Below are 12,982 nucleotides of genomic sequence, written 5' to 3'. Positions count from 1 at the left end.
GCAGGGGAATTTTTAATTACGCCAAACAATATTGGGGATTTAAACATAACTACTTAATAAGAATTTTACAAAGAGTAAATATATCTTAAAGGCTATTAATACGCAGATTTATTTACATTTGTTGCAAAACATATTTTTTCTATGTCTGAAACTGCACAATTAAAGATTGGTGATAAAACTTATGATTTGCCGGTTATAGAAGGTACCGAGGGCGAAAAGGCCATTGATATTTCTAAGCTTCGCGATCAGAGCGGGTACGTTACGTTAGATATTGGCTATAAAAACACCGGTGCAACCAAAAGCGCCATTACCTTTTTAGATGGCGAAGTAGGGATATTAAAATACCGTGGTTACAGCATAGAGCAACTGGCCGAAAAATCGACCTTTATTGAAGTTGCCTATTTGCTGATTTACGGCAACCTGCCAACCGCCGAACAATTACAGGCATTTGAGTTCGAGATAAGCCACCATACCCTTGTACACGAGGATATGAAGAAGTTTTTTGATGGTTTCCCTTCGGGATCGCACCCTATGGGGCAGTTGTCATCGTTAATAGGGGCATTGGCTGCGTTTAACCCGGCATCGTTAAAACAGGGCCTTACTGCAGAAGAAGTAAACCTCGAGATCATTAAGCTGATAGCCAAAATGAGCACCATAGTGTCCTGGATATACAAAAAATCGTTAGGGCACCCGGTTATTTACCCGCGTAATAAATTTGATTACGTAACCAACTTTATGCACATGACCTTTGGTCAGCGCACCGAGGATGTAGAGATAGACCCGGTTGTGGTAAGCGCCATGAACAAGCTGCTGATACTGCACGCCGATCACGAGCAAAACTGTTCAACATCAACTGTGCGGATAGTAGGCTCGTCAGATGCCAACCTTTACGCGTCAATATCAGCAGGGATATCTGCCCTTTGGGGGCCGCTGCATGGCGGCGCCAACCAGGCCGTGGTAGAAATGCTGCAAAAAATTAAGGAAGACGGGGGCGATACCGATAAATGGATAGCCAAAGCAAAAGATAAGAACGATCCGTTCCGCCTGATGGGTTTTGGCCACCGTGTTTACAAGAACTTTGACCCGCGCGCCAAGATCATTAAAAAAGCCTGCGACGATATACTGGAGAAATTAGGCGTTCAGGACGAAACACTTGCCATAGCCAAAAAGTTGGAAGAGGTAGCCCTGAACGATCCGTACTTTGTACAACGCAAGCTTTACCCTAATGTAGATTTTTATTCGGGCATTATATACACCGCGCTTGGTTTCCCTACAGATATGTTCACCGTATTATTTGCTTTGGGCCGCCTGCCCGGGTGGATAGCTCAATGGAAAGAGATGAAAACCAACAAAGAACCTATTGGCCGCCCGCGCCAGATATATGTGGGCGAAACTAACAGGGATTACATTAGTATCAAGGATAGAAAATAGAGTCGCTTCGGGTTTACTCACCCCGACCACGCTACGCTGGTCGACCCTCTCTACACGCAAGCGTAAAGCGGGTGAGTGAAAAAAGTGAAACCCTCTTTGCGCAGCAGAGCGGATGGCCGAGCGAAGCAACGACCGGGTGAGTAAATTCACCGAGCGAAAAAGAAATTATTAAAGCCCGCCGCACGACGGGCTTTTTTGGTACAATTAATGACCTTTTAACTGTGTAATTACATGAAAAACTGGGTGAAAATATCCCTTATCAGTATTGGCATATTTGGAATAATAATATTGATGTTTTTTATTTATGTAAGTTCTATGTTTTGGGATATAGGGTCGTCTGATGAAACTTACAACGCAGCCAGTTTGATTGAAAACTTTAATAATAAGCAAACTGAAATTTATAATGCCAAAAAGTACTTTAAAAGTATCGTTCCTAAATATAAAGAGGTGGAAATTGAATTTGAAGGGGATAAGATCGAGCGTTTAGTTATTATGCCACAAGATACTGGCAGGGGCTCAAATACAGCGGTTGAATTTCAAGACTGGAATATTCCTATAAAATCTGCAAAGGCAGATTCATTGTTAAAAGTTTTGGGGTGGAGTGACAATTCATTACAAACTTTACGAAATAAACTTGACGACGCTAATTGCATTTCAATAACAAGCGCCGAACCAAGCCAAATTGGATTTAAAAGAAGTGGCATGGGGATGTACTATTTTAATGTCTTTGATAAACCGATTCCGGATAGCTTAAAATCAAGATATAACGATAGTTGCACTTATATTTATGCCAATAAGCATTTAGTTTTAGAATATGGGGGTGGGGCAATTGGTCCGCAGTGTTTTGGAAAATAGTATTACATGATGACACCACGCGAGCTATTAAAACAATATTGGGGACACGACAGCTTCCGGCCGTTGCAGGAGGAGATCATCGAGTCGGTATTGCAGGGTAGGGATACACTGGTCTTGCTGCCGACCGGCGGGGGTAAATCGGTGTGTTTCCAGGTGCCGGCGCTGGCTATGGAGGGGATATGCATCGTGGTATCGCCCCTTATTGCGCTCATGAAAGACCAGGTAGAGAACCTGAAATCAAAGGGGATCCAGGCAATGGCCATTGTATCAGGCATGGGACGGCGTGAGGTAGATATAGCGCTGGATAATTGTGTTTACGGCCCGGTGAAATTCTTATACCTCTCGCCCGAACGCCTACTGTCGGAATTAGTGCGTGAGCGCATTAAATACATGAAGGTGGCCCTTTTCGCGGTTGACGAGGCGCACTGTATTTCGCAATGGGGGTATGATTTCCGCCCATCGTACCTGCATATTTCCGATCTGCGTGCACTGCACCCCAATGTACCCGTACTGGCTTTAACCGCTACCGCCACTGCCGAAGTAAGGGACGATATACAGGACAAATTGCTGTTTAAAAACGGTATTGTTTACCAGCAAAGTTTTGAGCGCAGGAATTTAAGGTATGTGGTGCAAACTACAGAGGATAAGCTACGCAAACTGCTGGATGTTGCCAAAGGCATCGGGGGTAGCGGCATTGTATATGTACGCAGCCGTAAAGAGGCCTTCGAGATAGCAAAATTTTACCGGCAGAACCATTTACCGGCAGATTATTACCATGGAGGCTTACCCGCCGACGAGCGTTCGGCAAAGCAAGATGCGTGGAAAAATAACCGCACACGCATAATTGTGGCTACTAATGCCTTTGGGATGGGTATTGATAAACCTGACGTAAGGTTTGTGATACATAAAGATATGCCGGATAGTCTGGAGGCTTATTACCAGGAAGCGGGCAGGGGAGGCCGCGATGAGAAAAGGGCGTATGCTGTTTTACTGTACAACCCTGCCGACCGGATACGTCAGGAAAGCATGTTTATTCGGAATTTCCCGTCGGTGGCCGAGATAAAGCAGGTTTATCACCATTTAGCCAATTATTGCCAGCTGGCTTATGATGCCGGCGAGGGTGCAAGTTTTGAACTTGACCTGGGCGATTTTTGCAGCCGCTTTCAACTGGATGCGGTTAAAACGTTAAATGCCCTTAAGTTTTTAGAACAGGACGAATACCTGGCCTTTAACGAAAGTGTATTTTTACCTTCGCGGTTCAGGTTTGAGGTATTGAATGAAGAACTGTATAACTTCCAGATACAAAACCCCGGGTGGGACCCATTCATTAAAACCCTGTTACGCTCATACGGCGGCTCGTTCGAAAATTATGTACGGATAAAGGAGTTTGATATTGCCAAACGTACCGGCATGAACACACAGCAGGTTATTGACGGCCTTAAGCAATTGCAGGATTTTAACCTGCTTACCTACCTGCCCCAAACAGATAAGCCTCAAATAACGTGGATAAAAGCACGGCAGCACGCCAACAACCTGCATATTAACAAAGCCTTTATTGACCAGCGCAAAGCTACCTACCGCAAAAAAATGGAAGCCGTATTTGCTTATGCTGAACATAAACGCTGCCGCAGCCAAATGCTGCTGAGTTATTTCGACGAGCCGAACGCACCCAAATGCGGTGTATGTGATGTTTGCCTGGAAGAACGCCGCGAAAAGAACGCCGCCGAGATATTCGACGATATTTCTAATGAGATAGCGCAGCTGCTAAGTACCGCCCCGCATACCATCGACGAATTGATAACCTCCCTGAAACTTGGTACTGAAAAAGAAAAGATCGAAACCATCCGTCTGCTGCTGGATGCCGGCAAGATCAAAACCGACGGCGGGAATTATTATTTGTAACGTGTAGCCTGCAGTCCTTCCACCCTTTCTCAAAAAAAATTCCAGCCATTTCACCGTCATAAATCCGGCGTTTACCGACATAATTGGGGCGTACATCTATTAGACCCAAAATTGCTGTAACGTTTTGTAACAGGTGGCGTCATATGGGTGTATTTAAAAATTATAAAAAATAATAAAGCACTCACAATCAAATAATAATAAAAATGAAAACTCAAATTTTAACCATAGCAACCATCTTCACATTAGCATTAGGTACTGTAGCATCAGCAAGTGCATCTGTTAAAAACAGCAGCGACGAAGCAAGCACCATCTTAACCAACGTTAGCAAGATCAACAAAATAGAAGTTCACGGAAATGTGGAGTTGTTTGTATCAGATGGCGCTGCCGACCAGGTGAAAGTTTACAATAAATACTACGCCGAGAACGCATTGGTACAAAGCCAGAACGGCGTGTTGCGTATATCATCATACACCGATAAAAAATTAGTAGTTTGGGTAACCGCTAACGATCTGCAATCAATTGTGGTTAATGATAACTCTCAGGTTAAATCATTCGGAAACCTGGAAAAACTTGACCTTGAAGTAACGCTGAACAACAACGCGTCGGCCGACCTTAACCTTGAAGCTTACAAAGCAAGCATTACTGTAAACGACCGCGCCAAAGCAAATATCAGCGGTAACGTTAACGACTATGTGTTAAAGCAAGACCAGTCTGCAACAGTTAACCAAACTAACCTGGTTGCAGTAACCGGCAGCAAAACGGTAACCAATATGCCGGTTAAACCCCAACCATCAGAGTTGGCTATCCTATAAGCTCTACTTTTGCAAAAGTTCAACATATATTTCTGGAGCCACCGCTATACGCGGTGGCTTTTTTTTGCTAGGCCCGGTGGTCTTTTGCACGCTGATACCGTACAAAGTGTTCACGTTCGGCGCACATGAACACTGTGAACAGTTGTGAATACCTGATAATCAATATCTTAAAATTTAAGGTACTGACATACTATCGCCACCAAAAATGACAGCTTATTTGGTATGCAGAGATCGGGGAAATAATCAACTGGTTTTTATTGCCGGCTGCAAACCTGGCGACCATTAGAATAAGGCTTTCCCGGTGTCTTTTCGCTTTGGTTAGTCGCAACCCTTCCCTGCCTTTACACATCCCGGCGGCACCCGTCGCAGGGAAGGGAAACCATATAACGTTCTAATACCAATTAACAACACTAACAAGGTAGAATGCCTGTTCCCGTCCTGTCTCCTTATTTTAAAGTGTTAATCGTTTTCACCGCCATTTTTCGCCCTTTTACCGACATTATCCTGTGTTGTGTCTAAAACACACTTATTGGCTGTAACGTTTCTTCGCGCGGTTCGTCATATCTATGTATTTAATAACATAACACAACTTATAGTATTCATAATCAAAATATTAATAAAATGAAAACAAAAATCTTAACCATGGCAGCCGTAATGATTATGGCAGTGGTAACCACAAAAAACACTTACGCAAACGTAAATAATAACAACAACGAAGAAGTAAGCACCGTTTTGAAAAACATCAGCAAGATCAACAAGATAGAGCTGCACGGAAATGTTGAACTGTTTGTATCTGACGGCACTGCCGACCAGGTAAAAGTTTACAATAAGTATTATGCCGAAAGCGCTTTGGTACAAAGCCAGAACGGCGTGTTGCGCATCTCATCATACAAAAACGAAAAGTTAGTGGTTTGGGTAACCGCAGCCGACCTGCACAACATCAGCGCTTATGACAATGCCGAAGTAAAAACATTTGGCCGCTTAGCAAGCCTTGAACTGGAAGTTAACTTGTACAACACCGCTTCTGCAGCGTTAAACTTAGAAGGTTACAAGGCCACCATAAATGTAAACGACAATGCTAAAGCAAATTTAACCGGCAGCGTAAACGATTATAACTTAAACTACACACAACCCCAAAACGTAATCCATACAAATTTTGTAGCGGTTACCGCTTCAAAAAGCCAGATACCTGCTAAAACAAAAGCAAACGAAATAGCAGGTTTATAAGCCGCTAATTTACCCATCATAAAAAAAGCCGTTACCGTAATGGCTTTTTTTATTTTTAATGTAACTTCATACTCATAAACATCGTCACAATAACTAAAACAAACTATTATGAAAACATCCGGTCTTAAAATATTAATCCTGTTAGCCGTATCAGTTACATTTTTTTCGTCATGCCGCCGGTTCAGATGCACCAAGGGTAACGGGAATGTAAAAACGGAAAGCCGTAAAATGGTAGATTTTAATAAGGTGGATATTTCGGGCGGGTATAAGGTTACGCTGAAACAGGATAGTTCCGAATCGGTAGTGATCAATACCGATGATAACCTTTTAAAGTATATCGAAACGAGTGTTGAAGGCGGCACCCTGCGTATACACAACCGCCGCAATATTTGCAGCAGCGGCGAAACTACTATTACTATAGGCGTAAAAAATCTGGAAAGGATAGGGGCATCAGGAGCGGTGGATATCACTGCAAACGGGCGTCTGAATGTAAAAGATCTTAGCTTCGACCTTTCGGGCTCCACCAAAATTGATATGGAGCTAAACGCGGCCAATGTTCGTACTGATGCCAGCGGATCGAGCGAGATATACCTGCGGGGCCAGGCTGCATCGCACGATGTGGATATGAGTGGTTCAGGCAAAGTTGAAGCGCTTGATTTTGTGGTAGGCAAATACAAAATAAGCACATCGGGTGCAAGCGAATGTAAAATCAATGTGCTGAACGAACTTGACGTGCATACCAGCGGCGCTTCGGATATATCGTACCGCGGTAACCCTTCAAAAGTAAACAACGATCAATCTGGCGCATCCTCCATCAAAAAAATAGATTAATGTTAAATATATTTGATTGACAATGTAACACATGGCGGCCAAAAGCCGTCATTGTTGCTTTAATAGTATTTATTATTTACCAAACCTTACATGAAAAAGTTTAAAAAATGGGCGACCTACATCGCCATCTGTGTAGCGCTGTTTATTATTGCGGCTATATCATACGTCTCACTGGCACTGCCAAATGTTGGCGAACCACAAAACATTAAAGTAGATGCAACCCCGCAGCGCATAGCGCGCGGCAAATACCTGGCAAATCATGTTGCGGTATGTATTGATTGCCACAGTACACGTAAGTGGGATATATTCGCGGCCCCGATAGATACGGCTGTGATAGGAGCGGGCGGCGAAAAATTTGACTCCCGTATCAGTTTCCCGGGCGAGGTTTATGTACCAAACATTACTCCGGCAAATTTAAAAAGCTGGACCGACGGCGAACTGTACCGCGCCATTACAACAGGCGTTAAAAAAGACGGCTCGGCTATATTCCCCATCATGCCGTGGCAATCATACTCAAAAATGGACCCGGAAGATGTTTACGATATCATTGCATACATCCGTACCTTGCAGCCGCACGCTGCCTCATATCCAAAACGTAAGCTCGATTTCCCGCTTAACCTGCTTGTGAATACGATGCCTAAAAAGGCTGAGCCGGGCAAAAAGCCGGCCGAAAGCGATACCCTTAAATACGGCGCGTACCTGGTAACAGCTGCTGCGTGTGCCGAATGCCATACCAAAGCCGAAAAAGGCTCGCCGATACCCGGGATGGAGTTTGCGGGCGGCAACGAGTATGGCATGGGTAACGGCGCAACCCTGCGCTCGGCCAATATTTCGCCCGATAAAGAGACCGGCATAGGCAGCTGGAGCAAAGAACAGTTTATCAGCAGGTTTAAACAGTTTGACAAAAGTGCAATGAAACCCGTTGCGGTGAAACCGGGCGAGTTTCAAACCATTATGCCGTGGTGGCGCTACAGTGGCATGAGCGAAACCGACCTTGGCGCCATATACGCTTATCTTAAAACGGTAAAGCCGGTAAAAAACAAGGTGAATAAATTTCAGGTTGACGCTGCGGCCTCAATAAATTCAAAATAAATTCTTACTTTTGCGCCTCGAATTTTGTACGGCCGGTATGGCCGTATCGCAATGAATTTTAATTAATACCAGGCAAAAAAGATGAATATATCACAGGAAAAAATTGATAACCTGAATACCGTTGTTAAGATCAACATTAACCCCGAAGATTACCAGCCAAGGGTTGAAAAAGCAATGAAGGACCATGCTAAAAAAGCAAAACTGCCGGGTTTCCGCCCGGGAATGGTGCCGGTTGGCCACATCAAAAAAATGTATGGTAAAAGCATTCTGGTTGACGAGATCAACAATATGTTATCAGATACCTTGAACAAATATTTAGACGAAGAAAAGCTTGAGGTATTGGGCCAGCCTTTACCAAAGGCCGACGATAACAAGGAATATAACTGGGATTTTGCCGATAACTTTGAATTTAACTATGAAGTTGGTTTGGCGCCCGAGTTTGATATCGATTTTTCATCGAAGGATAAATTGCCTCAGTACGTTATAAAAGTTGACGACGAAACACTGGAGTCGCGTATCAAAAACATCCGCCGCAGCTATGGCAAAATGACAAATCCTGACGTATCGGCAGATGATGATGTGCTTTATTCCGAATTAACCCAGCTTTCGCCGGATGGTTCTGTTTTTGAAGGAGGAATAAGCAATACCACATCGGTGCGTTTAGACCAGATCAAAGACGAGAAGATCAAGAAATCGTTGATAGGTTTAAAAAAAGGCGACGAACTGGTATTTGACATCAACAAGGCTTTTGATAACGATGCGGCTAAGGTTGCAGGCTTATTAAAAATTGAAGAAGATGAAGCAGCTGACTTAAAATCGAACTTTAAGTTAACGGTAAAAAATGTTAACCGTTTAGAAGAAGGCGATTTAAACCAGGAGTTCTTTGATAAATTATTTGGTGAAGGTGTAGTTACCGACGAGGCGGGTTTCAGGGCTAAGATTACCGAAGAACTGGAAATGATGATGACCCAGGATGCCGAGCGCAAACTGCAGGACGAGATCTATAACTACAGCATTGGTAAAGTACAGTTTGAGTTACCTGATGCGTTTTTGAAACGCTGGTTAAAAGTAACCAACGAAAAACTGACCGACGAAGAGCTGGAAGGCGGTTACGCTGATTTTGCTAAGAACCTTAAATGGACCCTTATCGAAAATAAATTGATGAAGGATAACAACATTGATATTAAATACGAGGAAGTGTTTGATTTTGCAAAAGGAAGCTTAGACCAGCAGTTCAGAATGTACAGCCCGCAGGCTTTAAGCGAAGAGCAACTGGGCCAGTACACTGTACAATACCTGCAAAACAAAGAAAATGCTAACAAAGTATTTGAACAGGTAAAAGCGCTAAAAGTATTTGATTACATAAAAAGCGTTATTACGCTTGATAAAAAAGAGATATTGTTCTCTGACTTTAACAAGCTTACTGCATAAACAGTAACAGTTTTAATACCCATATTCACCAAAAGCATTTGCCGTAAGCAGATGCTTTTGTGTTATAGGGCGTCGCCTAAATCTTCTGCAAAGGAGGGGACTTTAAATGCAGTGAGTACAACCCTTCCCCGTTGTACCGGGCAGGTTGAGGCTTTTTTTTACTTTCATCAAACTAATTAGTTTAAAATCTATTCAACTAAAAACTATATTTATCGCGGGCAAGGGCCCGTACCACAATTATAAAATAAACAACATGAACAGTAATCCAGATAAAAACGAATTCAGAAAATACGCTGTTAAGCATCACCGCATTAGCAGCACCTATGTAGACAGGTTTATTGGCGGCGTAAACCGCAGTACAACCCCGTCGGGTATTGTTACAGGCGCCGGCATTACCGGCATGACACCTTATATCATCGAAGAGCGCCAGATGAATGTAGCCCAGATGGACGTGTTCAGCCGTTTAATGATGGACCGCATCATTTTCCTGGGCGATGCCATTTATGAAAATATTGCAAACATTATTCAGGCCCAATTGCTGTTCTTACAATCGGCAGATAGTAAACGCGATATCCAGATCTACATCAACTCCCCGGGCGGGTCGGTTTATGCAGGTTTGGGTATATACGATACCATGCAGTTCATATCAAACGATGTGGCCACTATTTGTACAGGTATGGCGGCATCAATGGGCGCGGTGCTGTTGGTGGCAGGTACAAAAGGTAAGCGTGCGGCTTTACCGCATGCCAGGGTGATGATACACCAGCCGTCGGGCGGTGCGCAGGGTCAGCAGTCGGATATCGAGATCACGTATCACGAGATAACCAAACTGAAAAAAGAGCTGTACCAGATCATTGCAGACCATAGCGGTACCGATTACCAAACCGTGTGGGATGCATCGGATCGTGACCACTGGATGATTGCCGAAGAAGCAAAAGAGTTTGGTATGGTTGATGAGATATTAAGAGCTAATACAAATAAATAAATTGGTATTTGCTGTGTAACAGGCGTTTAGCAGTTAAATGTTTTGTTATAAGTGGGCGAATAGCTATTTTTGATAAAACCTTATAAACATGAATAAGAACAGCAAGGAGATCAGGTGCTCGTTTTGTGGTGCAGGTAAGCAGGACTCCCTGATGCTGATAGCCGGGCTCGACGCGCACATTTGTGATAAATGCGTTGACCAGGCAAACGAAATATTGGCAGAAGAGCTGAAGGTACGTAAGGTGAAAGCATCGCCGGCGGTACCCGCCGTGCTAAAGCCCGCCGAGATCAAATCTCACCTCGATCAGTACATCATAGGTCAGGATGATGCCAAAAAGGTATTATCGGTTGCTGTGTACAATCACTACAAAAGGTTAAACCAGCGTGTTGATAAGGATGAGGTGGAGATAGAAAAATCGAACATTATTATGGTGGGCGAAACCGGCACGGGCAAAACCCTGCTGGCAAAAACACTGGCCAAAATTCTTAACGTACCATTTTGTATTTGCGACGCCACGGTGCTTACCGAGGCCGGATACGTGGGTGAAGATGTTGAAAGCATATTGACCCGCTTACTGCAATCGGCAGATTATGATGTAAACATGGCCGAGCGTGGCATAGTTTATATTGACGAAGTTGATAAAATTGCCCGTAAAAGCGATAATGCATCCATCACACGCGATGTGAGCGGCGAGGGTGTTCAGCAGGCTTTATTAAAGATACTGGAAGGCACTATGGTTAACGTACCACCCCAGGGCGGCCGTAAGCACCCCGACCAGAAGATGATAACGGTGAACACCAGCAACATCCTGTTTATTTGCGGTGGGGCGTTTGATAGCATCGAGAAAAAGATAGCCAACCGCCTGCGTACACAAACCGTTGGTTACAAAATGAAACGCGACGACAGCGAGATAGACATGAAGAACCTGTATAAGTACATTACGCCGCAGGATCTGAAATCGTTTGGCTTGATACCAGAGTTGATAGGCCGTTTGCCGGTATTAACGTACCTGAACCCACTTGATCGCGAAGCGCTGCAGAATATATTGACCGAGCCAAAGAACTCGCTGCTTAAACAATACAAAAAGTTGTTTGAGTATGAGGGGGTAAAGCTTGAGTTTGATGCAGAGGTGCTTGATTTTATTGTGGATAAAGCAATGGAGTTTAAACTGGGTGCACGTGGGCTGCGCTCCATTTGCGAGGCCATCATGATTGACGCGATGTTTGAGTTTCCGTCAAAAAAGGATGCTAAGCGCTTAAACGTTACACTTGATTATGCCAGGGAAAAGTTCGAAAAATCAGACCTTAAAAAGTTAAAAGTAGCTTAACGGTAATTTGATACTTTAAAAGTATTTTCGTATATTACACACTAACCCTGGTGAACAGCCGGGGTTTGCTGTATAAAAAGGTTTCTGAAAAAGCCTTTATACAGATATATACACAAAAAAAGAGGAAAAAAAGACATGAACGAAGAATTAGATGTAAAGAAGGACGAAAACACTATCCCGGCAAAAAAGATGAAAGAGATACAATCGCCGGTAAAATCTGGATTAAAAACAAAAGAGGCCATTGTTACCAACTGGCTGCCGCGTTATACCGGCAGGCCGCTTGATGGCTTCGGGAAATATATAATACTTACCAACTTCTCTAAATACCTGCAATTATTTTCGCAATGGCATGATAATGCGCCGATAATGGGGCTGGATAAACCTATGCAAAGCGTAACTGCTGATGGCATCACCATTATAAACTTTGGGATGGGCAGCCCGGTAGCCGCAACCGTTATGGACCTGCTAACCGCCATTGATCCCGAAGCAGTGATATTTTTAGGTAAATGCGGCGGGCTTAAAAAGAAGAACAGCGTTGGGGATTTGATACTGCCTATAGCGGCCATCAGGGGCGAAGGGACATCAAACGATTACCTGCCTGCCGAAGTGCCTGCATTGCCCGCATTTGCCCTGCAAAAAGCCATATCGACCACCATACGCGATCACGCGCGCGATTACTGGACCGGAACCTGCTACACCACCAACCGCCGGGTTTGGGAGCATGACAAGGATTTTAAAAAGTATTTAAAAGACCTGCGCGCAATGGCCATCGATATGGAGACCGCCACTATCTTTACCACAGGCTTTGCTAACAAGATACCAACCGGCGCGCTGCTGCTGGTATCAGACCAGCCCATGATACCTGAGGGCGTTAAAACCGCCGAAAGTGATAGCAGCGTTACCGAACAATACGTAGAAACACACCTGCGTGTAGGTATCGAATCGTTAAAACAATTGATAAATAACGGGTTAACGGTAAAGCACCTGAAGTTTTAAGGCGGGCGAGTGGTTGATTAAGCGAGTTGTGGGTAGCTGTAAAAGTTTATAGCATATTATCAACTACCCGCTATTCGCCAAAAATCAGACAAT

General features: G+C 43.9%; 11 protein-coding genes. All 11 read left to right on the top strand.

The annotated features are described in order from the left end of the window. The first annotated feature begins 141 nt into the window (after positions 1-141). The 11 genes from GWR56_RS19740 (at position 142) to GWR56_RS19690 (ending at position 12,889) form a co-directional block, all read left to right on the top strand. Entirely contained in the window at positions 142-1,431 is a 1,290-nt protein-coding gene (locus GWR56_RS19740; protein WP_162432913.1) for a citrate synthase, read from the top strand. A gap of 231 nt (positions 1,432-1,662) precedes the next feature. Further along, positions 1,663-2,286, top strand: a complete 624-nt coding sequence (locus GWR56_RS19735; RefSeq protein ID WP_162432912.1) for a hypothetical protein — start codon at positions 1,663-1,665, stop codon at positions 2,284-2,286. Positions 2,287-2,292: 6 nt separating this feature from the next. Next, positions 2,293-4,188, top strand: a complete 1,896-nt coding sequence (locus GWR56_RS19730; protein WP_370463802.1) for an ATP-dependent DNA helicase RecQ — start codon at positions 2,293-2,295, stop codon at positions 4,186-4,188. A gap of 203 nt (positions 4,189-4,391) precedes the next feature. Next, on the top strand, positions 4,392-5,000 hold the full coding sequence (locus GWR56_RS19725) for a GIN domain-containing protein (RefSeq protein ID WP_162432911.1): 609 nt from the start codon (positions 4,392-4,394) through the stop codon (positions 4,998-5,000). 621 nt (positions 5,001-5,621) lie between these two features. Next, the gene (locus tag GWR56_RS19720) at positions 5,622-6,227 is read left to right on the top strand and encodes a GIN domain-containing protein (RefSeq protein WP_162432910.1); all 606 of its coding nucleotides are present in this window, start codon (positions 5,622-5,624) and stop codon (positions 6,225-6,227) included. A 108-nt stretch (positions 6,228-6,335) separates the two neighbouring features. Further along, complete coding sequence (locus tag GWR56_RS19715) at positions 6,336-7,058, top strand: head GIN domain-containing protein (protein ID WP_162432909.1); 723 nt, start codon at positions 6,336-6,338, stop codon at positions 7,056-7,058. Positions 7,059-7,148: 90 nt separating this feature from the next. Continuing rightward, entirely contained in the window at positions 7,149-8,150 is a 1,002-nt protein-coding gene (locus GWR56_RS19710; RefSeq protein WP_162432908.1) for a cytochrome c, read from the top strand. An 81-nt stretch (positions 8,151-8,231) separates the two neighbouring features. After that, complete coding sequence (gene tig / locus GWR56_RS19705) at positions 8,232-9,581, top strand: trigger factor (protein WP_162432907.1); 1,350 nt, start codon at positions 8,232-8,234, stop codon at positions 9,579-9,581. 253 nt (positions 9,582-9,834) lie between these two features. Next, positions 9,835-10,566 carry an ATP-dependent Clp protease proteolytic subunit gene (locus GWR56_RS19700; RefSeq protein WP_162432906.1) on the top strand — a complete coding sequence of 244 codons (732 nt, stop codon included), beginning with the start codon at positions 9,835-9,837 and terminating at the stop codon, positions 10,564-10,566. A gap of 88 nt (positions 10,567-10,654) precedes the next feature. Continuing rightward, entirely contained in the window at positions 10,655-11,893 is a 1,239-nt protein-coding gene (gene clpX / locus GWR56_RS19695) for an ATP-dependent Clp protease ATP-binding subunit ClpX (protein WP_162432905.1), read from the top strand. 135 nt (positions 11,894-12,028) lie between these two features. Further along, positions 12,029-12,889 carry an AMP nucleosidase gene (locus GWR56_RS19690; protein ID WP_162432904.1) on the top strand — a complete coding sequence of 287 codons (861 nt, stop codon included), beginning with the start codon at positions 12,029-12,031 and terminating at the stop codon, positions 12,887-12,889. Positions 12,890-12,982: the final 93 nt, after the last annotated feature.

It is taken from the genome of Mucilaginibacter sp. 14171R-50 (assembly GCF_010093045.1).
In the GTDB taxonomy this organism is placed as follows: Bacteria; Bacteroidota; Bacteroidia; order Sphingobacteriales; family Sphingobacteriaceae; genus Mucilaginibacter.
The sequence above is the reverse complement of the archived record's forward strand: the minus strand, read 5'-3'. Positions and strand labels throughout refer to the sequence as shown.

Bases quoted from the DNA above. Each gene is read 5' to 3' on its own strand.
- GWR56_RS19715 (WP_162432909.1), top strand. From the start codon at position 6,336: ATGAAAACATCCGGTCTTAAAATATTAATCCTGTTAGCCGTATCAGTT.
- GWR56_RS19720 (WP_162432910.1), top strand. From the start codon at position 5,622: ATGAAAACAAAAATCTTAACCATGGCAGCCGTAATGATTATGGCAGTG.
- GWR56_RS19740 (WP_162432913.1), top strand. From the start codon at position 142: ATGTCTGAAACTGCACAATTAAAGATTGGTGATAAAACTTATGATTTG.
- GWR56_RS19700 (WP_162432906.1), top strand. From the start codon at position 9,835: ATGAACAGTAATCCAGATAAAAACGAATTCAGAAAATACGCTGTTAAG.
- clpX (WP_162432905.1), top strand. From the start codon at position 10,655: ATGAATAAGAACAGCAAGGAGATCAGGTGCTCGTTTTGTGGTGCAGGT.
- GWR56_RS19725 (WP_162432911.1), top strand. From the start codon at position 4,392: ATGAAAACTCAAATTTTAACCATAGCAACCATCTTCACATTAGCATTA.
- GWR56_RS19690 (WP_162432904.1), top strand. From the start codon at position 12,029: ATGAACGAAGAATTAGATGTAAAGAAGGACGAAAACACTATCCCGGCA.
- GWR56_RS19730 (WP_370463802.1), top strand. From the start codon at position 2,293: ATGATGACACCACGCGAGCTATTAAAACAATATTGGGGACACGACAGC.
- GWR56_RS19735 (WP_162432912.1), top strand. From the start codon at position 1,663: ATGAAAAACTGGGTGAAAATATCCCTTATCAGTATTGGCATATTTGGA.
- tig (WP_162432907.1), top strand. From the start codon at position 8,232: ATGAATATATCACAGGAAAAAATTGATAACCTGAATACCGTTGTTAAG.
- GWR56_RS19710 (WP_162432908.1), top strand. From the start codon at position 7,149: ATGAAAAAGTTTAAAAAATGGGCGACCTACATCGCCATCTGTGTAGCG.